Here is a 20,353-nt window from a genome sequence, read left to right as displayed (position 1 = left end):
GCCGGTTCCTGGACCCAAGATTCCTGAACCCCCCGGCCTTGAACCGCCGGTCCCTGAACCCACCGCCGCGCCGGGCGTCCGGCCCGGGCGGCCGTACGCCGGATGTGCTGCCGGAGAACGGCGAGGCGGCCTTCCGGCCGCGGGAGCATCATGCGGTCGTCGCCGCACCGGCCGGACACACCGGTGTCATCGCGCCGGACGGCGGCGCCGTCCCCCACGCGGGCACGCGCGTACGGCCGGCCGGGTGCCGCGCGGTGCACCTGCGGGCCGCCTCGACACGACCGCTCGATACGGCCACCCGACGCCCGGCTTCCCGTGACCCACGTGGCGGCCGGCCCCTCGACGAAGGACAGTAATGATCACCGCCATCGCGCCGCCCCGGGCGTTCGACGCCCGTATCCCCGGCTCGAAGTCACTCACCAACAGGGCACTGCTGCTCGCCGCCGCGGCCGACGCGACCAGCGTTCTCAGCGCTCCGCTGGTCAGCGACGACACCCTGGCCTTCCGCGACGCGCTGACCCGGCTCGGCGCCCGTGTCGAGCCGTCGGCCGACGGCACCGCCTGGCGGGTCACCGGCCTGGGCCGCGGCCCGGTCGGCTCCGGCCGGATCTGGTGCGCGGACGCGGGCACGGCCGCGCGCTTCCTGCCGCCGCTCGCGGCCACGGGCCACGGCGAATTCGTGTTCGAGGGCAGTGCCCAGCTCACCGCCCGCCCCGTGGCCCCGCTCGCCGACGCGTTGCGCCGGCTCGGTGCCGAGGTCACCACCGCTCCCGGCGGGACGCTGCCCCTGCGGGTGGCGGCGCGAGGGCTCGACGGCGGCGAACTGGACGTCGACGGCAGGCTCAGCAGCCAGTTCCTCAGCGGGATGCTCATGGCGGGTCCCCTGCTCGGCACTCCCCTGCTGGTCCGGGTGCGCGACCTGGTCAGCCGCCCCTACATCGACATGACACTCGCGCTGATGCGGCACTTCGGTGCCGAGGTGACCGAGGACGCCCCGGACGAGTTCACCGTCCGTCCCACCGGCTACCGCGCCGCCGATCTGCGCATCGAGCCGGATGCCTCCACCGCGTCGTACTTCTTCGCCGCGGCGGCGGTCACCGGGTGCGGTGTGACGGTGGACGGCCTCGGCCGGGAGAGCCTGCAGGGCGACGTGCGCTTCGTCGACGTACTGGAACGCACCGGGGCCCGGGTGCGCCGCGGCCGGGAGGCGACCACGGTCACCGGGACCGGCGTGTTCAGGGGCGGCTTCACGGTCGACATGGGAGAGATCTCCGACACCTTCATGACGCTGGCGGCCATCGCGCCGCTGGCCGACGCCCCGATCACCGTGCGCGGCATCGGCCACGCGCGGCTGAAGGAGTCGGACCGGATCGAGGCGGTCGCGCGGAATCTGCTGGCGTCGGGCGTGCGCGTCGAGACCGGCCCGGACTGGATCACCGTGCACCCGGGCAGCACGTCACCGGCGCGCATCGCCTGCCACGGCGACCACCGGATCGCCATGGCGTTCTCCGTACTGAACCTGCGCACCGGGAACCTCACCCTCGACGATCCCGGCTGTGTCGCCAAGACGTTCCCCGGCTTCCACGAGGAACTGCACCGGCTCTTCCCGCAGCACCCGCTGCCGCCATCCACCGCGCGTGCGCGGCACTGACTCACGATCGCACCCATCTGATTTCCGAAGGGATTTGACGGACCATGGCACACATAGTGATCGCCGGGGGCGGCATCGGCGGGCTCGCCACGGCGATGTCGCTGGCTCAGGCGGGACACACCGCGACGGTGCTGGAGCGCAGCGACACCTTCGCCGAGATCGGGGCCGGCATCCAGCTCGGCCCCAACGCCTTCCACGCCCTGGACCGCCTCGGAGCCGGTGAGAGCGTGCGCGAACGTGCCGTGTTCATCGACGAGTTGCGGTTCATGGACGGCACCACGGACGAGAAGGTCGCCGCCATGTCGCTGACCGGCGCCTATCGGGAGCGCTTCGGCAACCCGTACGCGGTCGTGCACCGGGGGGACCTGTACCAGCCGCTGCTCACCGCCTGCCAGGAGCTGGACAGCGTCGAACTCGTCGGCGACGCCGCGGTGCGGAGCTACGAGCAGGACGCCGGTGGGGTCACCGTACGGACCGCCGACGGGCGGACGTTCCGTGGCGCGGCACTGATCGGCGCGGACGGCATCCGCTCCACCGTGCGCGCGGCGATGCTGGGCGACGGTGAACCCCGTGTGTCGGGTCACACGATCTACCGCTCGGTGATCCCGATCGAGAAGGTGCCGGAGGAGCTGCGCTGGAACACCGTCACGCTGTGGGCCGGCCCCAAGTGGCACTTCGTGCACTACATCATCGGCGGCGGCAAGTACCTCAACCTCGCGGTCACGCGTGACGACGGCGCGACCGTGCCCGTGGCCGGGCGGGAGACCGAACGCGCCCATGTCCTCGCCCAGTTCCCCGGCATCGGCGCCACCGCCCGCCGCCTGCTCGAACTCGGCGAGGGTTGGCGCGAGTGGGTGCTGTGCGACCGTGATCCGGTCCGGTCCTGGACCGACCGGCGCGTCGTCCTGGTCGGCGACGCCGCCCATCCGATGCTGCAGTACGCGGCCCAGGGTGCCTGCCAGGCGCTGGAGGACGCCGTGGTCCTCGGCGACCTGGTCGACGGCATGGGCGCGGACGACGTCGTACAGCGCCTGGAGAAGTTCAACGCCGTGCGCCACGAACGCGCGGGACGCACCCAGTTGATCGCCCGGCGCATGGGCAGCGAGCTGTACCACCCGGCGGGTGAGGAGGCCGAGGCGCGCAACGCCATGCTCTCCGCGCTGTCGCAGGACGAGATGTACGACAAGGTGTCCTGGCTGCACGGTGACCGCGACTTCACCGACAGCGGGCTCGGGGGGACCCGTTGAGCAGGTTGCGTTGGCTGACCGCTGGGGAGTCCCACGGACCCGCGCTGGTCGCGACGCTGGAGGGTCTTCCCGCCGGTGTCCCGGTCACCACCGAGCTGGTGGCGGACCACCTCGCGCGGCGGCGTCTGGGCTATGGGCGCGGTGCGCGGATGAAGTTCGAGCAGGACGAGATCACGTTCCTCGGCGGTGTCCGGCACGGTCTCTCGCTGGGCTCGCCGATCGCCGTCATGGTGGGCAACACCGAGTGGCCGAAGTGGGAGAAGGTGATGTCGGCCGATCCGGTCGACCCCGCCGAGCTGAAGGAGACGGGCCGCAACGCGCCGCTGACCCGGCCCCGTCCCGGCCATGCGGACCTGGCCGGGATGCAGAAGTACGGTTTCGACGAGGCCCGGCCGATCCTGGAGCGCGCCAGCGCCCGGGAGACGGCGGCCCGGGTGGCTCTCGGCGCCGTGGCCCGTTCGTTCCTCAAGGAGGCGGCGGGTATCGAGATCGTCTCCCATGTGGTGGAGCTGGCCGGCGCGAAGGCGCCGTACGGCGTGTATCCGGTCCCGGGCGATGTGGCGAAGCTGGACGCCGACCCGGTGCGCTGTCTGGACGCGGACGCGTCGAAGGCGATGGTCGCGGAGATCGACCAGGCCCACAAGGACGGTGACACCCTCGGTGGTGTCGTGGAGGTCCTCGCGTACGGGGTGCCGGTGGGGCTGGGTTCGCATGTGCACTGGGACCGGCGGCTCGACGCCCGGCTGGCGGCGGCGCTGATGGGCATTCAGGCGATCAAGGGGGTCGAGGTCGGTGACGGCTTCGAGCTGGCGCGTGTGCCCGGTTCGAAGGCGCACGACGAGATCGTCTCGACCCCTGAGGGCATCAAGCGCACGTCCGGCCGCTCGGGCGGTACGGAGGGTGGTCTGACCACCGGTGAACTGCTGCGGGTGCGGGCGGCGATGAAGCCGATCGCGACCGTGCCGCGTGCGCTGGCCACCGTCGACGTCGTCACGGGCGAGGCCGCGCAGGCCCACCACCAGCGCTCCGACGTGTGCGCGGTGCCGGCGGCCGGGATCGTCGCGGAGGCGATGGTCGCGCTGGTCCTGGCGGACGCGGTGGTGGAGAAGTTCGGCGGCGACAGCGTCCCGGAGACCCGCCGCAACGTCCGCTCCTACCTCGACGACCTGCGGATCCGGTGAGATCGCGGCGGGCCGGGGTGGCCGTACCCCACTCCGGCCCCTGATCCGCGGTTGTCCCGGCACCACCCGCCCCGGCGACGCGGTGCGCCGCACAGGCCCGTACGGAAGGGCGGAAACACGCCGTTCACGTACGCCTGCGGCATGTGACCGTCGGCGCGTCGAGCCGTGAAATCAGGTGCCCGGACCACCTCGTGAGATCACGGTCGCCCAGCCAAGGTGGACAGGCAACACCGACAGTGCCGCCCCCAACGGCTGGAGCATCGTGAACACATTCATCCTCGGGACGGACGACCCCGCCGACACACGGGCAGTGCCTCGCCAGGGCGGCATCGCCTCCGGTGCCGACGTGACCGACGACATCGTCGCCGAGCTGTGCACCGTCCTGTTCTCCCTGCTGAGCCGAAGGAACCACCGGCTGCGCGCGGAGCAGTACCTGCGCGGTCTGCTGTCCACGCCGGGCCGCAAGTCCATCCGCAACATCGCCGCCCATCTGGGCGGACCGGCCGTGGAGCAGAGCCTGCACCACTTCATCGCCAGCTCCACCTGGGACTGGCGACCGCTGCGCATCGCCCTGGCCGAATACCTCGAACACACCGCGGCACCGCAGGCATGGGTGATACGGCCGATCCACATACCCAAGGCGGGCAAGCACTCGGTGGGCGTGGACCAGCACTTCGCGCCTCACCTCGGTCAGGTCTTCCGCGGCCAGCAGGCGCTCGGCGTCTGGCTCGCCTCCCCCGAGCTGAGCGCGCCCGTCAACTGGCGGATGGTCCTTCCGGAACCGTGGATCAGCGATCCGGAGCGGCGTGAGCAGGCCGAAGTGCCCGAAGGGCTCGGGGCGGAGAGCACGGAGGAGTGCGCCGTGTCCGCCGTCGTGCGGATGCAGCAGCGGTGGAGCATTCCGCGCCGGCCGGTCCTGCTCGACCTGCGGTGCGGCGGGATCTCCGCGGCGATCGACCGGCTGGCCGCGGGCGGCGTGCCCTTCGTCGCCCGGATCAGCCCCCTGGCCCGGATGGCCGTCGCCGACCCGTCTCTGCCCGGCTACCGGACCGGTTCGCTGCCCGCCCCGCGGATACTCGAACTGGTCAAGGGCCTGCGGGTCCCCATCGCCTGGCGGGACGCGGCGCACGGCAACACCCTGCGCACGACCCTGACCGCGGCCGTGCCGGTCACGCTGCCGGGCACGGCAGGGGCCGCACCCCGGCGTCTGCTCCTGCTCGGCGAGTGGACCCACCCGGCGCAGCCCCCCGCCCAGCTGTGGATCACCGGCATGACGCATCTGCCGATCGGCTCGCTGCTGCGGATCGCCAAGCTGAACGACCGGGTGGAGGAGGACTTCACACGCATCGGCGACCGGGCCGGCCTGCGCGACTTCGTGGGCCGCTCCTTCCGCGGCTGGCACCGTCACATGACGCTGGCGTCCGTGGCGCACACGGCGATCGCCCTGGGGGCCTCGGAGTGAGCCTCCGGGGGCCGGAGAGAGGGGCCGGAAAGAGGGGCAGACGAGTCGGGCTGTACGCCGGGGACTGTCGGCGCAACGCTATGACCTGCATAAACGTGCAGGGATGGTGCTTCCGTGGCTACTTTGATGGCTACGTAACAAGACGTCCCCCGCCCGGATTGGCCCGGACGGGGACGTCTTCGCTCCTGAGATTCAGACGGTCCCCTCGATGCGTTCGAAGATGTCCGCGTCCGTCTCCCGCTGCCAGACCGGCAGGTCGGACCAGTCGGCGACATATCCGGGCTTCGGGTCTTCGAAATGCCGGAACATCTGGGCGGTCCAGCAGATCGCGACGAATCGCCCCTTCTGCTCGCGGGTGAGCCGGGCCGCGTGCCCGCCGCTGACCTCGATGAAGTCGCGCACCTGCCCGTACACGGCGGTGGCCGCTTCGCGCTCCCACGCGGGCGTGTCGTCCCAGGGCGTGACGTAGCCAGGCTTGGGCTCACCGGGGTAATGCTTGTTCACACCGTCGATCCACGCCTCGCGGAAGATCCGGCCGTCATTCATGCGCGTGTCCCTCTCGTCATGCGGTGCGCGGAAGCGCCGCGATTCGGTGATCAAGAGTCGAGACTCGGTCATCGGACATGAGCGGGGCAAGACGCCCCCGAAGCCCGTCCAGCTTCTTGCCGAGGAATCCCGAATTCGACCGGTCGGCCAGTCCGAGTGCCTGCTCCGCGTAGTGCATGACCTGATCGATGTCCCGCCTGTGCGCCCCGAGCACGGCGAGGTCGCTCAGAACAGCAGCTCGGCGACGCAAGGACAGGGGTTGGGCAAGGGCTGCGGTGAGCGCTTCCTCGGCGAGATCAGGGCGGCCCAGCTGGAGGTAGCAGGCCCCTCTCTCCTCTGCCAGGCGGGAGCCGTCGAAGCGGAGCCAGCCGCCGTTGTGGGAGTGAGCGCTGTCGAGGGCGTGCACTTTCTCAGCTTCGTCAAGAGCCCGGTTGCACGCGTCGAGATCGCCCACGGCCGCGTACGCCTGCGCCTGGACGGCCGCGACCCAGTGACGGGTGGAGAGAGTGGCGTCGCCCCTCCGGGCGATGCGGAAAGCTGCCGCGAGCAAGGGCTGGGCAGCGTGCGCGCGGCGCGCGTACAGCTCGACGTACGCGTGGCGCGTCATGGCACAGGCCCACAGGTCGTGGTCGCCACCGGCGTAGGCCGCGTTGGCGGCCAATGTGTAGCACTGCGCGGCGTCGGTGTACCGGTTGGCGTCGAAGAACAGCTCGCCGACGAGCTGGTAGAGGTCGGCCGTCATCCGACACAATCGGGACCGATCCACAGCAGTACGGGTCTCGGTCAGTCCCTTCGCCATCACATCGAGCTGTGCGCGCACCGCAGGGAAGACAACATGCTTGGCGTCCGATAGCGCGTAGACCTGCCAGAGGCTGCGATGCAAGGCGTCCCCTGTCTCCAAGAGCGTCGACGCTGCACGCCCTCGGGCGGCATCACCGGGATCGGGAAGTGCGACCAGCGCACCCGTAACGGCGAGCAGACCCAGGACTTCGCGGCGCTTCATGTCGTCATCATCACCATGGAAGAGGGGTGGAGCAGCGGAGAGCCCGGCTGTCTCAGCCGGCTGTTCGTCGGAGAGAAGGGCTTCCAGCTCGGGGAGGGTCACTCCCAACAGCCCTGCGATCTTAGGCCGTTGATGAGGACGCGGGGTGGCACGACCACTTTCCCAACGGACCACGGTGGACGCGGCCACCGAGAGCACTTCTGCGAATTCCTCCTGAGAGTAACCCCGGGCTGCGCGTCGTTCCGCAAAGTGCCTTCGCCTCGACGTCATAGGTCTCCCCTCACGAGAACCCTTTCACGCACTCATACCCGCCACGCGCCAACGCCTGGAAAACGCCCGGGAATTGCGCGAGGTCCGCTCTGGGGGAAGGTAACGGATCGTCGTTGACTGGTCACACGCTGCTCGGAGGTCGAAAAGACCCTCCGGCGGCTCCCACGACGGAGAGGAGCGACCGAGTGACAACCTCCGGACTGCCCCACAGGAACTCTGGCGCCAGTGGCCGTACGTACACGCCGCCGGAGCCCCGGCCGGGTGCGCCGAGCCGGGCTCTTCGGGTGCGAGCGGCCGGCGGCTGGGAGAAGTTCATGCGCCGCATCGAGGCCCGGCAGGAGCCGGAGGAGTGAACCCGGCCGGTTCCGACGGCTACGAGCACCACCCGCTCCTGGACACGCTTGTCCGTGACATCGCCTCGCGTGGGGAGGGTGTGCTCGTCGCCGTCACACACGAGCTCCACAGCCACGGCACGGTCCGCATCGCGCACATCCGGCCCGCGTCCGGAGTCGAGTGGACGACCGCGGCCGACAACATCCAGGCCGCTCGCCCCTGAGCCGCGGCCCGCAGATCGCCGTCCGCGCCCCCTGGCGCAGACGGATTCCCGCACCACACCCTTCAACCCAAGGAGTCTCATGACCACCTCTGTTGCACCCCCCTCCCCCACGCGGCCGTGGGGTGCGGGCCGACTCGCGCCCTACCCGACGGTCATCCGCCGACCCCACGCCACGGTCGCCATCGACCCCACGACGCAGCTCGGGGTGTTCCGCGACCGCGTCGGGCAGGTGGTCGAGATGGGCAAGCACGGCACCAGCTCGGGCACCGAGACCTCCACGACGACGAACTCGGACTCCCGGAACGACCAGGGTCACGATCAGGACAGCACGCAGGACTGATGACCATGACCGAGGAGAGGCCGGTTCTGGTGGCCACCGAGGCGGACGACATCACCGCCGACATGGTGATCACCGAACTCAACCGGCGAGATGTGCCGGTGGTCCGGTTCAACCCCGCCGACATCGGCGAGAACCTCACGGTCTCGGCTCGGTTCGGCACCTGCCCGGCCCCGGTGGTCGGGCAGGTACGCACCCCGTCGAGAACCGCTGATGTGTCCCACGTCCGGTCGGTGTACTGGCGCCGCCCGGAATGGCCCACGTTTCCCCACCTGTCCGCTGACGACTCCCGGTTCGCGGCGGCGCAGGTCCGCTACGGACTCGGTGGCACCCTCTTCGCCCTGGGCGGCCCTCTCTGGGTCAACCACCCCCTGCGTGTTACCGCAGCCGACTACAAGCCCGCGCAGCTCGTTCTCGCCCAGCAACTCGGCTTCACCATCCCTCCCACCCTTGTCACCAACGACCCGGACGAGGCCCGCGAGTTCGTCCGTGCTCAGGGGCAGGCGATCTTCAAGACGCTGCGATGGACCCCCTACACGCGTGACAGCGTGCCGATGACGGGATGGACCGCCCCCGTCACCCCCGACGAGATCGACGACAGCGTTCGGGTCGCGCCCCACCTGTTCCAGGCCCGCGTGGACAAAGTCGCCGACGTTCGCGTACTGCTCGTAGGCCGGCACACGTTCGCTGTACGCATCGACTCCGACCTCCTGGACTGGCGCAAGGACTACAGCGCCCTGACTTACACCGTGGAGCACCTTCCCGACCGGGTGGCCAAGGGGCTGCATGCCTACCTGGACCGGCTGGATCTGGTATCGGGAAGCTTCGACCTCGCGGTCGACCGGGCGGGGGGCTACTGGTGGCTGGAACTGAATCCCAACGGACAGTGGGGGTGGCTGGAGACCGAGACTGGCCTCCCGATGTCCGCTGCCTTCGCCGACCTGCTCGCACAAGGAGACCGCCGATGACCGACCCGGCATCCGAGCGACGCCGCATGGCGACCGTTCTCATGAATGAAGGGGTCCTGCAATCCCCCTGGCTGCGTGAGGCCATCGAGTCCGTCCCCCGCGAGCGGTTCCTCCGCCCGGGAGTCTTCCTGAACGAGGGGCGGACCTGGCGGCCCATCACCGCCACCGACACGAATCCGGACGAGTGGCTGAAGATCGCATACAGCGTCGACACCCTCACCACCCAGCTCGACGGCCACCTCACCGCCGACCAGGCCGGCGGACCCGTCGTGGGCGTGCCCACGTCCTCCTCGACCGACCCGGCCACCGTCGTCGGCATGATCGAGACCCTGGACCTCGCGACGGGCCACCGAGTCCTGGAGATCGGAACGGGCACCGGCTACTCCACAGCCCTGATGTGCCACTACCTCAGCGAGGACAACGTCGCCACGGTCGAGGTCGACGCACAGGTGGCCGCACGCGCCGATGCCGCTCTCGAAGCCGTCGGCTTCTCGACGTGGACGGTGACGGGCGACGGGCTCCTCGGCCACCCGCACCGGGCACCGTACGACCGGGTCATCGCCACCTGCGCGGTTCGCCGCATCCCATACACCTGGATCAGGCAGACGAACCCTGGAGGTATCGTCCTCGGCACGGTCGGCTCGTGGCCGTGGGGAACCGGCCTCGCGAAACTGACCGTCGGCGATGACGGCACCGCCGAGGGCTCGTTCGTCGGGCGCTCCTCCTTCATGCAGGCGCGTGCCCAGGCAGTGGCCCCCGCGGCTGGCGATCTCTCCGCCCGGACCGCGTACGCGGACAGTGAGCGGCGTACTCAGGTATCTCCTCTTGTCCTGGAGGAGTGGATGCCAGCCTTCCTTGCGCAGTTGGCGGCGCCCGGCGTTCAGTTCGTCCGCGCGACGGGCGGTGACGGCTCGCCCTTGCGGTACCTGTTCGATCCGGAGAAGGAGTCGTTCGCCGAGTTCCTCGCCGATGGCGAGAACTGGACCGTCCGCCAAGGCGGTCCGGTGGCCCTGTGGGACGACGTGGAACGTTCCCTCGTCGCCTGGCGGGACGCCGGGGCGCCGGAGATCGACTCCGTACGGCTCCGCGTGACGCCCATGTCCCACCAGTACTGGATCGACCATGCCCCCTCCCTACGCTGGGAGCACCGGATCGCCTGACCCACTACGCTCCGGACATGGACGACGAACCGCTCTCCCAGTGGGCCGAGCGTCGGGACGCGAGGATCGGGCAGCTCCGCGCCGTCCCCCTCGTGACCGGCGACGGCCCGAGGGCATCGCATCTGAACCCCGATGCGCCGCGCGCGATCCAGCGGTGGAACGGCCATCTGTGGGAACCGCACGGCTTCGCGGCGAACCTCGCGGAAGCACGACGCATCCTGTTTCCCCACACCGAGGCTTCCTCCACCCGTGAGGCAACACCGAAGCTCGGCCCCGGGACCGGCAGACATCGGAAGCCTCCGACTTCCTCATGATTCTCTGGCGTCCAAGCCATACCTCTGAAACCGGCCCCCAGCCGGTAGACCACCTGCGGCACACTGGCGCCCGTGAGCAACGGCATATCCGATGCCCCATGGGCACAGCGGGTGTATTTGACGTGGCTGGCCCGCGATACTCGCTACGCTCTGGCAACCCTGAACGCCCTCATTGGCTATGCGCAGACCACTCCCGTGCACCAGCCGCCTGGGTCTACTTCGAGGACTTCCTTTCCTACGTGGGAAAGGTCTCCCGGGCTCGGTGGCCTGCCACAGGAAAGAGCCCGAAAGGGACCGATGAGGGCCTGGAGCGGCGGACGAAGCGAGGTCCGTTTCTACGAAGGATTCTTGAGGGGGAGGACTCGCCCCCACTGAAGGCCCGCGAAGACCGTAACGGAAGCGAGCACTTCGACGAGCGCCGAGTGGATCGTCAGCATGCCTCGCCCCACCGTCGAGGAGTGGCAGGCGGGCACCAAGCCCACATTCCCAGCTCCCCCCATGCGCCTCATCAACGTAGAGGCGGGAACGATCCAAGTCGCCGGCGCGGACCTGGATCTGCGTTTCATGGCTGCAGAACTTCAGCGACTCCTGACCAAGATCGAGGAGCCTGAGTCCTCGGTGGCCGCACTCCCCGCTGACATGGCGGCTTTGCTGTCCACCTCGCCCCCGTTTCCGATCATCCCGTTCGACGCACCCGCGCAGAACCCTGGCGGCATTCAAGCCTGGCTTGACGAGCAGAATTCGACCGGCCCCAGGACCGCAACAGAGGACACCTAGGCGTAAACGCATCACGCGGGGGGCCTCGGCCCAGCCAACACCCACATCAAGCCGCCCAACGTGGCTACCTTCATGGCTACCTTCGTAGCGGCGAGGTTCGGTCTGAACCGGTACGGAACGGGGTGAGCCGACGCCCACGATTCCACGAGAAAAGGCCCCTGGCCTGCGATATCGCAGGCCAGGGGCCTGAGGGGCAGACGAGTCGGGCTGTACGCCGGGTTCTGTACCCCGGGACCTCGCGGTCGTCGGGGTGACGGCCATCCATCTAGGACCGGTGTCGCCACCGGTCTCGTGCGGTCTACCCGCGAACTCGGGCGGGCAGCCCTCAAGCGTTCGCGCAGAGCCGCCTGTTGCCAAGCGGCCCCTCTTGACCTTGCTCCGGGTGGGGTTTACCTAGCCGCCTGAGTCACCTCAGGCGCTGGTGGTCTCTTACACCACCGTTTCACCCTTACCGAGGACCGAGGTCCCCGGCGGTCTGTTTTCTGTGGCACTGTCCCGCGGGTCACCCCGGGTGGCCGTTAGCCACCACCCTGCCCTGTGGAGCCCGGACGTTCCTCGGGAGGATCCAGGATCCCCACGCGGCCGCCCGCCCGGCTCGTCTGCCGTGCCGACCATGCTACCTGGCGCCGAGGAGGGAGAACCGCCGCGCTTGACCTTGTCGTAGCGTCAGGGTCTGTACTGGGCTCATGCGAATCGGCGAGATCGCCGCGCTCGTCGGGGTCACCCCGCGGGCCGTGCGGCACTACCACCGTCTGGGGCTGCTGCCCGAACCCGCGCGGCGGGCCAACGGATACCGGGAGTACGGCCTCCGCGACGCCGTGCTGCTCGCACGGGTCCGGCGCCTTGCCGAGCTGGGACTCGGGCTCGACGAGGTACGGGACGTCCTCGCCGACGACGAGGGCCGCGAACTGGTCGAGGTCCTGGAGGAGCTGGACGCCGATCTCGGGCGGCAGGAGGCTGTGATCCGCGAGCGGCGGACACGCCTCGCCGAGCTGCTCGGGGAGGCACGGGCGGGCCGGATCACCGCCGAGGGGCCCGTCTCCGCCGAGCTGGCCGGGCTGCTCGCGGGTCTCGGCGAGATCCCCGCCTCCCCCATGGCCGCCAAGGACCGGGAGCTGCTCGCCCTGCTCGACACCGTCGCCCCGGAGGAGGAGCGGGGGCGGCTGATGGAGGCCATGCGCGGCATGACCGAGACCCCTGAGGCGCTGGAGCGCGCCCACGACGTGTACGCCCGGCTCGACGCGCTCGCCGAGGCCGATCCGGACGACCCACGGGTGGCGGCGGCGGCCCAGGCCCTCGCCGACTGCGTACCGGACGAGGCCGTGGCGTCGCTGGACGACGGGGATCTGCCGGAGGGCGGGTTCACGGACGTGTTCCTCGCCGACCTCTCCCCCGCCCAGGCCGCCGCCGTCCGCCGCGCCCTGCGGCTGGTCCAGGAGCGTGCCCGATGACCGGCCCCACCGCACCCGGCGCCGGGTCCTCGATCCCGCCCGGCGACGAGTCCCGGGTCCCGCCCGGCGCCCCGCCCGCCGGCCGGTTCCGGGTGCTGCGCGCCGCCGCGTACGCGCTCCTTCCCGGCGAGATCGTCCTCGTCGTCTGCCTCGTCGCCGGGGTCACCGTCCCCGGTCCCGTGCTCGTCGGCGCCGAGATCGCCGTACTCCTGCTCCTCGTCGCGGAAGCGGCCACGTACGTGCGTCTGCGGCGGCGCGGTCTCTCCCGGCGCGAGGTCTTCGCGGAGCTGGTGCCGGAGCCCGTCCGCCGGCTCGTCGGGCACGAGCTGCGGCTGATGGCGAGCCTCGGCCTGTGGGTCGCCCGCCGCCGGCACGGGGTGCGCGCCGGCGGGCGGGCGTTCCCGCACGCCCGCGACCAGGCCGCCCTGATGTACGGCTTCGCCTTCGTCTGCCTCGTCGAGACCGTCGGGATGTCGTACCTGCTCGCGGATCTGCCGGCGGTCCACGCCGTCGTCCTCGTCCTGGACGTCTACACGGTGCTGTTCGTGCTCGGTCTGCACGCCGCCTCCGTCACCCGCCCGCACGTCCTCACCTCCGGCGCGCTCCGGCTGCGGCAGGCCGCTCACATCGATCTGACGATCCCGCTCGGCACGATCGCCGCCGTCCGGCACGAGCTGCGCTTCACGCACGAGAAGGCCGACGGCGAGCTGAACCTCGCCGTCGGCTCCCAGACCTCTCTCTCCATCGAGCTCACCGAATCCGTCGACGTGCCCCGGCTCCTCGGCGGCACCCGACCGATCCACACGGTGCGCTGTCACGCGGACGACGCCCGGGCCCTCGTCCAGGCGCTCCGGCCAGCCCTGACGCAAGCCCTCACGCAAGCCCTCACGCGGGAGCGAACAGCACCTTCGCCCGCCCAGGATCCGCCTGCGTCAGCCTGACCCGCAGCCAATCGCCCAGCGGCAGCCGCCTGTCGCCGCCCTCGACGCGGGCCACGACCGCGGGGTCCTCCAGGTGGACGGTGCCGACGGACGGATCACGCTCCTTCACATCGATCACGTACGCGTCGAAGACCTCGCCGATCCGCCCGCTCATCAGCGCGGCCTCCACGATGTCGACGGTCTCGCGCTCGACGGCGTTCGCCCGCCGCGAGCCCTCGGCCATCTCCTGGGGGAGGGCGTCGAGCGCCGCCCGTACCCACTCCGGGGGCTCCTGCCCCGCCACGGCCGCGACGCACAGCTCGCCCGCGTACCGGTCGACGAGCCGCCGCAGCGGGGCGGTGCAGTGCGTGTACTCGTCGGCGACGGCGGCGTGGACGGCGGGCGAGGGCACGGCGCCGTCGGTGAAGACCGTGTAGCCCGCGCCGCGCAACAGGGTGGTGCACTCCTGGAGGAAGGCGGCGTGGCGGGGGTTGGTGGGGTCGACGGAGCGGACGACGTCCGCGTACGAGACGTGGTGCGGCCAGTCGACCCCGAGGGCGTGCGCGGAGCGGCGCAGCCGGGCCACCGCCCCGTCGGGGGCGGTGGGCAGCGTACGGAGGATCCCGGTGCCGGCGGCCGTCATGAGGTCGGCGGCGGCCATGCCGGTCAGGAGGGAGATCTGGGCGTTCCAGCCGTCGGCGGGGAGCGGGGCGCGGTAGGCCAGGGAGTACGAGTGGTCCCGGTCGACGATCTCCTGTTCGGGAACGGTGAGGGAGATCCCGCCGCGCTCGGTCTCCAGGGCTTCGCGGAGCTTCCCGATCTCGCGCAGCAGGGCGAGGGGTTCCTCGGCCGTTCCGGAGTCGATCCGCCGCTGCGCGCCCGCGTAGTCGAGCTTGGCGCGGCTGCGGACGAGGGCCCGGCGTACGTCGGTGGCGACGCGGCGGCCCTCCGCGTCGAGGTCGATCCGCCACAGCAGGGCGGGGCGGGTCTCGCCGGGCAGGAGGCTGGCGGCGCCCTCGGAGAGGACGGCGGGGTGGAGGGGCACTTTGCCGTCGGGGAAGTAGAGCGTGAGAACGCGGCGGTGGGCCTCGGCGTCGAGGGCGGAGCCGGGCGCGACGAAGGCGGCGACGTCGGCGATGGCGTAGTGGACGCGGTAGCCGCCGTCGGCCCGGCGGGCCAGGTGCATGGCCTGGTCGAGGTCGGTGGAGGTGGGCGGGTCGATGGTGAAGAAGGGGAGGTCGGTGGCGTCGTGGCCGGGAAGCGTCGGCGCGTTCGCCGCGGCCTCGGCCTCGGCGAGGACGGCGGGTGGGAATGCTTGCGGGATCGTGAGCTCGGTACGCAGTGCGCGCAGGGCGGCCCGCAGCGGAGCCTCGGCTGCGCCGGTCACGTGAATGTGGCGGCGGGGCATGGACCGAGCCTAGGACGGAAGTGCCCGGCCCGGCACGTTGTGGGGCCGGCGTGAGACTTCGGGGGGCGGACGGGGGTCGGCGCGGGCTCGGGCGGTGTTCGGGGGTTTGTAGGCTGAACAGCCGGGGCCGCACCCCCACCCCGTACGTACGAAGGAGAACCGCCGTGCTCGTGCTGTTGCCGCCCTCCGAAGGAAAGGCCTCCTCGGGCCGCGGTGCGCCGCTCAAGCCGGAGTCGCTGTCGCTGCCCGGTCTTGCCGGGGCGCGGGCGGCGGTCCTGGACGAGCTGGTCGAGCTGTGCGCCGGCGATGAGGAGAAGGCCCGCGAGGTGCTCGGTCTGAGCGAGGGGCTGCGCGGCGAGGTCGCGAAGAACGCCGAACTGCGGACCGCCGGGGCCCGGCCGGCCGGTGAGATCTACACCGGCGTGCTGTACGACGCCCTCGGCCTGGGCACGCTCGACGCGGCGGCGCGCGAGCGGGCGCGGCGGTCGCTGCTGGTGTTCTCGGGGCTGTGGGGTGCGGTGCGGGTGGACGACCGCATTCCGTCGTACCGCTGCTCGATGGGCGTGAAGCTGCCGGGCCTCGGGGCGCTCGGGGCGCACTGGCGCGGGGCGATGGCCTCGGTCCTGCCGGAGGCGGCGGGTGACGGTCTCGTCCTCGACCTGCGCTCGTCGGCGTACGCGTCGGCGTGGAAGCCCAAGGGCGAGGTGGCGGCGCGGACGGCGTCGGTGCGGGTGCTGCACGCGCCGACCCGGAAGGTGGTCAGCCACTTCAACAAGGCGACGAAGGGGCGGATCGTGCGGAGCCTGCTGACGTCGGGAGCGGAGCCGGAGGGGCGGGAGGAGCTCGTGGAGGCGCTCCGCGATCTGTCGTACGTGGTGGAGGAGGGCAAGGCGGGGGTGCTCGACGTCCTGGTGGACGAAATCCACTGATCGTCGTTGCATCACTTGCAACGCTCGTTGCGTATGACGCTCGCCCTCGACAGGATGGGGCCATGCCGAGCGTGCTTGACCTTGCCCCCGAAGCCCCCGTCGTCCCGGTCGTCGTGATCGAGGACACCGCCGATGCCGTACCCCTGGCCCGTGCCCTGGTCGCCGGGGGGCTCCCCGTGATCGAGGTGACGCTGCGGACCTCCGGCGCGCTCGACGCGATCCGCGCGATCGCCGCCGAGGTCCCGGGCGCGGTCGTCGGCGCGGGCACCGTCCTCTCGGCGGCCGGCGTCGCGGACGCCGTCGGGGCGGGGGCGCGCTTCCTGGTGAGCCCCGGCTGGACGGACGGCCTCCTGGACGCCATGCGGGCGTCGGAAGTGCCGTTCCTGCCCGGGGTCTCGACCGCTTCGGAGGTGGTCGCGCTGCTTGAGCGCGGGGTGCGCGAGATGAAGTTCTTCCCGGCGGAGGCGGCCGGCGGCGTTCCGTATCTGAAGTCGCTCGCGGGGCCGCTCCCCCAGGCCCGCTTCTGCCCCACCGGCGGCGTCTCGCTCGCCTCCGCGCCGTCCTACCTCGCCCTGCCCAACGTCGGCTGTGTCGGCGGTACGTGGATGCTGCCGGCGGACGCCCTCGCGGCCCGCGACTGGGCGCGCGTCGAGACCCTGGCACGTGAGGCGGCGGGCCTGCGGACGGTGTCCCCGGAAGCGCCCGGGGCGTGAAGGGGGGCCAGGCCACGCGACGGGCGGCGGCGGGCAAGGCCACCAACTCGCCTGGCCCGGCCCGCCGCCCCGTCGCGGGTCACCTCAGATGCGAGGTGTCGTTCAGGAGTCGTACGGAGGCGTTGCCGTCGGCGTAGTACGCCACCGCCGACAGCGAGGCGGCCGAGAGCTCCATCCGGAACAGCGACTCCGGCGGGGCGCCGAGCGCCAGTCGGACCAGGGTCTTGATCGGCGTGACGTGCGTGACGAGCAGGACCGTACGGCCCGCGTACGCGGTCGTGAGCCGGTCCCGGGTGGCCGCGACGCGCCGCGCGACGTTCGCGAAGCTCTCCCCGCCGCCGGTCGGCGCGGCCTTCGCGGAGGCGAGCCAGGCATCGAGGTCCTCGGCGTACCGCTCCCGTACCTCGGCGAAGGTCAGCCCCTCCCAGGCGCCGAAGTCGGTCTCGCGCAGCCCGTCCTCGACGCGTACGTCCAGGCCCAGGCGGGCGGCGACGGTCTCGGCGGTCTGGCGGCAGCGCTTGAGCGGGGAGCTGACGATCGCCTGCACCGTGCCGCGCGCGGCGAGCGCGGCGGCCACCGCGTCGGCCTGCCGCAATCCGGCGGCCGACAGTTCGGGGTCGGTCCCGCCGCTCCCCGAGAACCGCTTCTCGGGGGTCAGCGCCGTCTCCCCGTGCCGCAGCAGCACGAAGGTCGCGGGAACCCCCATGTCGGCCGCACCCCAGCCGGGCGCGGCCGCGGCGGTCTCCCCGCGCGGGGCCGCGGGGGCCTGGACGGCGCCCCGGCCCGGATGCGCCGAGGCGCCCGCCTCGGCCTCGAAGTCCCCGCTCGCCACGGCGGACCCGCCCGCCCGCGCAGTGTCCGTGGCCGTGTCCGTTTCCGTGGCCGGGGCGGCCGCCTCGCGGCGGGGCGCTGTGCGGTCGCCGGTGGCCGTGTCGGCCGTCTCGCGGCGGGGTGCCGTGCCGCCACCGCTCGCATCGCGCTCGGCGGTGCCGGCCGCGGCGAGCGAGGCACGCGCCTGCGCCGCGATCGCCTCGTCGGCGGCGAAGAGCCCACCGTCGGACGGGGAGCCCGCACCGCCGCCCGTGCCTGCGCCGAGCCCGGCCGCGCCGCCCCTCACACCTGCGCCCGTGCCCGCCGAGCCACCGCCCGTACCTGCGCTGGGCCCCGCCGCGCCGCCGCCCGCGAGGGCGGCCCGGGCGCGGGCCGCGCCCGCCGTCGCGTCGCCGGGCGGGCCCGACGGGGGCGGCGTCGCGGCGTTGCGGGCCGCGGCCGCGTCGAAGGCCGCCGAGGAGGCCGCGGGCTCCCACTGCCTGCCCCGCTTGCCCGCGTCCATCGCCTCGTTCGCGAGCCGGTCCGCGTGCTTGTTCTGCTCGCGCGGAATCCATTCGTAGCGGACGCGGCCCGCCGGGAAGACCCGGCCCGCCTCCGCCGCGAGCGGCTTCATGTCGGGATGCTTGATCTTCCAGCGGCCGGACATCTGCTCGACGACCAGCTTGGAGTCCATCCGGGCATGGATCAGCGCGTCCGGGAACAGCTCGCGCGCCGCTTTCAGGCCGGCGATCAGGCCCTTGTACTCGGCGACGTTGTTCGTGGCCACGCCGATGTAGGCGGCCGCCTCGGCGAGCGTCTCGCCCGTCACCGGGTCGAGGACCACGGCGCCGTAACCGGCGGGCCCCGGGTTGCCCCGCGAGCCCCCGTCGGCCTCGACGATCAGTTCCCTCACAGGCGTCATTACAGGCCGGACTCCGACGTACGGACGAGGATCCGGCGGCAGTTCTCGCACCGCACCACCGTGTCGGCCGCGGCCGCGCGGACCTCGTTCAGCTCGGTGATGTTCAGCTCGATGTGGCAGCCCTCGCACTTGCGCTGGTACAGGCGCGCGGCGCCCACCCCGCCCTGCTGCTCGCGCAGCTTCTCGTACAGCTTCAGCAGGTCGGCGGGGATCGTCGCCGCCACGAGCTCGCGCTCCTTGCCGACGGACGCGGCCTCGCTGTCCAGCTCGGCCTGGGCGGCGTCGCGCCGGGAGGTGGCGTCGTCGGCCTTGGTCTGGACGGCGGAGGCGCGCTCGGTCAGCTCGGCCACCCGCTCCTGAGCGGACTCGCGGCGCTCCATGACCTCCAGGACGATGTCCTCCAGGTCGCCCTGGCGCTTGGCGAGGGAGGCGATCTCCCGCTGGAGGCTCTCCAGGTCCTTCGGCGAGGAGACGGCGCCGGAGTCCAGGCGCTGCTGGTCCCGCGCGGCGCGCTGGCGCACCTGGTCGACGTCCTGCTCCGCCTTGGTCTGCTCGCGGGCGCAGTCGCTCTCCTCCGTCTGCGCGGCGACGAGCAGATCGCGCAGCTGGGTGAGGTCCTTGTTCAGCGACTCGATCTCGGCGTGCTCGGGCAGGGACCTGCGCTTGTGGGCGAGCTGCTGGAGACGAACGTCCAGGGCCTGGAGGTCGAGGAGTCGGATCTGGTCGGCGGGCGCGGCATTCAGTTGGGGGCTCCAGAAGTGTGGTGGGAGGACCATGGGTCGGTGACCGTCTTCGAGACGTGGACGCGGAGGTCCCAGCCGTGGCGGTCGGAAATCTCGTCGAGCTGGGCGGCGGCCTGCTCGCACCAGGGCCACTCGGTGGCCCAGTGGGCGGCGTCGACCAGGCCCAGCGGGGAGTGCTGGGTCGCCTCGGACACCGGGTGGTGACGCAGGTCCGCGGTGAGGAAGGCGTCCACGCCCGCGGCCCGTACGGCGTCGAAGAGGCTGTCGCCCGAGCCGCCGCTGACGGCGACCCGGTGCAGGATCATGGTGGGGTCGCCCGCGACGCGGATGCCCTGCGCGGTGGCGGGGAGCCGCTTCGCGGCGCGGGCGGCGAACTCGCCGAGCGTCTCGGGGTGGGTGAGCTCGCAGATCCGGCCGAGGTTGTTCTCGGGGACCAGGGGGCCGACGACCCGCAGGTCAAGGGCGCCGGCGAGGGCGTCGGACACGCCGGGATCGGCGGTGTCGGCGTTGGTGTGCGCCACGTGCAGGGCGATGTCGTGCTTGATCAGACCGTGCACGACCCGGCCCTTGAAGTGGGAGGCCGCGACCGTCGTCGTACCCCGCAGATAGAGCGGGTGGTGGGTGACGATCAGGTCGGCGCCCAGCTCGATCGCCTCGTCGGCGATCTCCTGGACGGGGTCGACGGCGAACAGGACGCGGGTGACCTCGGCGTCGGGGTCGCCGCAGACCGTGCCGACGGCGTCCCACTGCTCGGCCCGCTCGGGCGGCCAGAGGGCGTCGAGCTCGGCGATGACTTCAGACAGACGGGGCACGGAGGAAAGGCTACCTGCCCTCCGCGCCCCGCCGCCCTGCCTGTGGGCAGGGATGATTCCGCTTGGCTTCCGCTCGGCTTCCGCTTGGCTCGCGCGGCCCGGCCCGTGGCCCGCGCGGCGCCCCGTCCAGGTCCGTCCGCCCGCTCCCGGACTACTTCTTCACGGCTGCTTCT

At 71.9% G+C, this 20,353-nt stretch carries 21 protein-coding genes and 1 other RNA gene; 15 read left to right on the top strand and 7 right to left on the bottom strand.

The genetic code is table 11. The features are described from left to right. Positions 1 to 104 precede the first annotated feature (104 nt). The 5 genes from ACIRB4_RS07530 to ACIRB4_RS07510 all read left to right on the top strand — a co-directional run bounded on the left by ACIRB4_RS07530 (position 105) and on the right by ACIRB4_RS07510 (position 5,541). The gene (locus ACIRB4_RS07530) at positions 105 to 356 is read left to right on the top strand and encodes a hypothetical protein (protein WP_403289636.1); all 252 of its coding nucleotides are present in this window, start codon (positions 105 to 107) and stop codon (positions 354 to 356) included. Further along, entirely contained in the window at positions 356 to 1,651 is a 1,296-nt protein-coding gene (aroA, locus tag ACIRB4_RS07525; protein ID WP_403289088.1) for a 3-phosphoshikimate 1-carboxyvinyltransferase, read from the top strand. Before ACIRB4_RS07530 ends, aroA begins: the two co-directional genes overlap by 1 nt. 44 nt (positions 1,652 to 1,695) lie before the next feature. Beyond that, positions 1,696 to 2,898, top strand: a complete 1,203-nt coding sequence (locus tag ACIRB4_RS07520; protein WP_403289087.1) for a 3-hydroxybenzoate 6-monooxygenase — start codon at positions 1,696 to 1,698, stop codon at positions 2,896 to 2,898. Beyond that, positions 2,895 to 4,079 (top strand): chorismate synthase, encoded by a 1,185-nt coding sequence (gene aroC / locus ACIRB4_RS07515; RefSeq protein WP_403289086.1) that lies wholly within the window; start codon positions 2,895 to 2,897, stop codon positions 4,077 to 4,079. The genes ACIRB4_RS07520 and aroC overlap by 4 nt, the downstream gene beginning before the upstream one ends. 262 nt (positions 4,080 to 4,341) lie before the next feature. Next, positions 4,342 to 5,541: an IS701 family transposase gene (locus ACIRB4_RS07510; protein ID WP_403289084.1), complete on the top strand. Its 1,200-nt coding sequence runs from the start codon at positions 4,342 to 4,344 to the stop codon at positions 5,539 to 5,541. Between the two features lie 192 nt (positions 5,542 to 5,733). On the opposite strand, the gene ACIRB4_RS07505 is transcribed toward ACIRB4_RS07510, so the two are convergent. Together ACIRB4_RS07505 and ACIRB4_RS07500 are read right to left on the bottom strand one after the other, a co-directional pair. Next, the gene (locus tag ACIRB4_RS07505) at positions 5,734 to 6,087 is read right to left on the bottom strand and encodes a hypothetical protein (protein ID WP_128983462.1); all 354 of its coding nucleotides are present in this window, start codon (positions 6,085 to 6,087) and stop codon (positions 5,734 to 5,736) included. Between the two features lie 16 nt (positions 6,088 to 6,103). Continuing rightward, positions 6,104 to 7,360: a multiprotein-bridging factor 1 family protein gene (locus ACIRB4_RS07500; protein ID WP_403289082.1), complete on the bottom strand. Its 1,257-nt coding sequence runs from the start codon at positions 7,358 to 7,360 to the stop codon at positions 6,104 to 6,106. Positions 7,361 to 7,709: 349 nt separating this feature from the next. Here ACIRB4_RS07500 and ACIRB4_RS07495 point away from each other — a divergent pair, with 349 nt between their 5' ends. The 6 genes from ACIRB4_RS07495 to ACIRB4_RS07470 all read left to right on the top strand — a co-directional run bounded on the left by ACIRB4_RS07495 (position 7,710) and on the right by ACIRB4_RS07470 (position 11,472). After that, entirely contained in the window at positions 7,710 to 7,916 is a 207-nt protein-coding gene (locus tag ACIRB4_RS07495; protein ID WP_403289081.1) for a hypothetical protein, read from the top strand. Between the two features lie 79 nt (positions 7,917 to 7,995). Continuing rightward, complete coding sequence (tgmA, locus tag ACIRB4_RS07490; protein WP_403289080.1) at positions 7,996 to 8,256, top strand: putative ATP-grasp-modified RiPP; 261 nt, start codon at positions 7,996 to 7,998, stop codon at positions 8,254 to 8,256. A 5-nt stretch (positions 8,257 to 8,261) separates the two neighbouring features. Next, positions 8,262 to 9,221, top strand: a complete 960-nt coding sequence (tgmB, locus tag ACIRB4_RS07485) for an ATP-grasp ribosomal peptide maturase (RefSeq protein WP_359048996.1) — start codon at positions 8,262 to 8,264, stop codon at positions 9,219 to 9,221. After that, entirely contained in the window at positions 9,218 to 10,381 is a 1,164-nt protein-coding gene (gene tgmC, locus ACIRB4_RS07480) for an ATP-grasp peptide maturase system methyltransferase (RefSeq protein WP_403289079.1), read from the top strand. Before tgmB ends, tgmC begins: the two co-directional genes overlap by 4 nt. Positions 10,382 to 10,398: 17 nt before the next feature. Beyond that, positions 10,399 to 10,695: a DUF6087 family protein gene (locus ACIRB4_RS07475; protein ID WP_403289078.1), complete on the top strand. Its 297-nt coding sequence runs from the start codon at positions 10,399 to 10,401 to the stop codon at positions 10,693 to 10,695. A gap of 498 nt (positions 10,696 to 11,193) precedes the next feature. Further along, positions 11,194 to 11,472: a hypothetical protein gene (locus ACIRB4_RS07470; protein ID WP_403289077.1), complete on the top strand. Its 279-nt coding sequence runs from the start codon at positions 11,194 to 11,196 to the stop codon at positions 11,470 to 11,472. Positions 11,473 to 11,666: 194 nt separating this feature from the next. Here the strand turns inward: ACIRB4_RS07470 and rnpB are convergent. After that, positions 11,667 to 12,070, bottom strand: an RNA gene (rnpB, locus tag ACIRB4_RS07465) — RNase P RNA component class A. Positions 12,071 to 12,158: 88 nt separating this feature from the next. Between rnpB and ACIRB4_RS07460 the strand changes: the two genes are divergently transcribed. Further along, the gene (locus ACIRB4_RS07460) at positions 12,159 to 12,923 is read left to right on the top strand and encodes a MerR family transcriptional regulator (protein WP_403289076.1); all 765 of its coding nucleotides are present in this window, start codon (positions 12,159 to 12,161) and stop codon (positions 12,921 to 12,923) included. Next, positions 12,920 to 13,864: a hypothetical protein gene (locus ACIRB4_RS07455; RefSeq protein WP_403289075.1), complete on the top strand. Its 945-nt coding sequence runs from the start codon at positions 12,920 to 12,922 to the stop codon at positions 13,862 to 13,864. Before ACIRB4_RS07460 ends, ACIRB4_RS07455 begins: the two co-directional genes overlap by 4 nt. Here ACIRB4_RS07455 and ACIRB4_RS07450 read toward each other — a convergent pair. Beyond that, on the bottom strand, positions 13,809 to 15,251 hold the full coding sequence (locus ACIRB4_RS07450; protein WP_403289074.1) for an RNB domain-containing ribonuclease: 1,443 nt from the start codon (positions 15,249 to 15,251) through the stop codon (positions 13,809 to 13,811). The two genes, ACIRB4_RS07455 and ACIRB4_RS07450, sit on opposite strands and share 56 nt — an antisense overlap. Positions 15,252 to 15,415: 164 nt before the next feature. On the opposite strand from ACIRB4_RS07450, the gene yaaA reads away from it, so the two are divergent. Then, on the top strand, positions 15,416 to 16,180 hold the full coding sequence (gene yaaA / locus ACIRB4_RS07445) for a peroxide stress protein YaaA (RefSeq protein ID WP_403289073.1): 765 nt from the start codon (positions 15,416 to 15,418) through the stop codon (positions 16,178 to 16,180). 62 nt (positions 16,181 to 16,242) lie between these two features. After that, positions 16,243 to 16,893 carry a bifunctional 4-hydroxy-2-oxoglutarate aldolase/2-dehydro-3-deoxy-phosphogluconate aldolase gene (gene eda / locus ACIRB4_RS07440; RefSeq protein ID WP_403289072.1) on the top strand — a complete coding sequence of 217 codons (651 nt, stop codon included), beginning with the start codon at positions 16,243 to 16,245 and terminating at the stop codon, positions 16,891 to 16,893. A gap of 79 nt (positions 16,894 to 16,972) precedes the next feature. Here eda and ACIRB4_RS07435 read toward each other — a convergent pair whose 3' ends face one another. From ACIRB4_RS07435 to ACIRB4_RS07425, 3 genes are read right to left on the bottom strand one after another with little or no spacing between them, the layout of a single operon-like run. Next, positions 16,973 to 18,625: a bifunctional RNase H/acid phosphatase gene (locus tag ACIRB4_RS07435; RefSeq protein WP_403289071.1), complete on the bottom strand. Its 1,653-nt coding sequence runs from the start codon at positions 18,623 to 18,625 to the stop codon at positions 16,973 to 16,975. Next, positions 18,625 to 19,368, bottom strand: coding sequence for a zinc ribbon domain-containing protein (locus tag ACIRB4_RS07430; RefSeq protein WP_403289634.1), 744 nt, complete (start codon positions 19,366 to 19,368; stop codon positions 18,625 to 18,627). The genes ACIRB4_RS07435 and ACIRB4_RS07430 overlap by 1 nt, the downstream gene beginning before the upstream one ends. Beyond that, positions 19,365 to 20,180 (bottom strand): Nif3-like dinuclear metal center hexameric protein, encoded by an 816-nt coding sequence (locus tag ACIRB4_RS07425; protein WP_403289070.1) that lies wholly within the window; start codon positions 20,178 to 20,180, stop codon positions 19,365 to 19,367. Before ACIRB4_RS07425 ends, ACIRB4_RS07430 begins: the two co-directional genes overlap by 4 nt. Positions 20,181 to 20,353 lie beyond the last annotated feature (173 nt).

The organism is Streptomyces sp. NPDC093600, from assembly GCF_044764755.1.
GTDB lineage: Bacteria > Actinomycetota > Actinomycetes > Streptomycetales > Streptomycetaceae > Streptomyces.
Note: the sequence above shows the minus strand (reverse complement) of the source record. Positions and strands in the feature narration are given on the sequence as shown.

Bases quoted from the DNA above. Each gene is read 5' to 3' on its own strand.
- aroA (WP_403289088.1), top strand. From the start codon at position 356: ATGATCACCGCCATCGCGCCGCCCCGGGCGTTCGACGCCCGTATCCCC.
- ACIRB4_RS07520 (WP_403289087.1), top strand. From the start codon at position 1,696: ATGGCACACATAGTGATCGCCGGGGGCGGCATCGGCGGGCTCGCCACG.
- ACIRB4_RS07505 (WP_128983462.1), bottom strand. From the start codon at position 6,087: ATGAATGACGGCCGGATCTTCCGCGAGGCGTGGATCGACGGTGTGAAC.
- ACIRB4_RS07500 (WP_403289082.1), bottom strand. From the start codon at position 7,360: ATGACGTCGAGGCGAAGGCACTTTGCGGAACGACGCGCAGCCCGGGGT.
- tgmA (WP_403289080.1), top strand. From the start codon at position 7,996: ATGACCACCTCTGTTGCACCCCCCTCCCCCACGCGGCCGTGGGGTGCG.
- tgmB (WP_359048996.1), top strand. From the start codon at position 8,262: ATGACCGAGGAGAGGCCGGTTCTGGTGGCCACCGAGGCGGACGACATC.
- tgmC (WP_403289079.1), top strand. From the start codon at position 9,218: ATGACCGACCCGGCATCCGAGCGACGCCGCATGGCGACCGTTCTCATG.
- ACIRB4_RS07475 (WP_403289078.1), top strand. From the start codon at position 10,399: ATGGACGACGAACCGCTCTCCCAGTGGGCCGAGCGTCGGGACGCGAGG.
- ACIRB4_RS07470 (WP_403289077.1), top strand. From the start codon at position 11,194: ATGCGCCTCATCAACGTAGAGGCGGGAACGATCCAAGTCGCCGGCGCG.
- ACIRB4_RS07460 (WP_403289076.1), top strand. From the start codon at position 12,159: ATGCGAATCGGCGAGATCGCCGCGCTCGTCGGGGTCACCCCGCGGGCC.
- ACIRB4_RS07455 (WP_403289075.1), top strand. From the start codon at position 12,920: ATGACCGGCCCCACCGCACCCGGCGCCGGGTCCTCGATCCCGCCCGGC.
- ACIRB4_RS07450 (WP_403289074.1), bottom strand. From the start codon at position 15,251: ATGCCCCGCCGCCACATTCACGTGACCGGCGCAGCCGAGGCTCCGCTG.
- eda (WP_403289072.1), top strand. From the start codon at position 16,243: ATGCCGAGCGTGCTTGACCTTGCCCCCGAAGCCCCCGTCGTCCCGGTC.
- ACIRB4_RS07435 (WP_403289071.1), bottom strand. From the start codon at position 18,625: ATGACGCCTGTGAGGGAACTGATCGTCGAGGCCGACGGGGGCTCGCGG.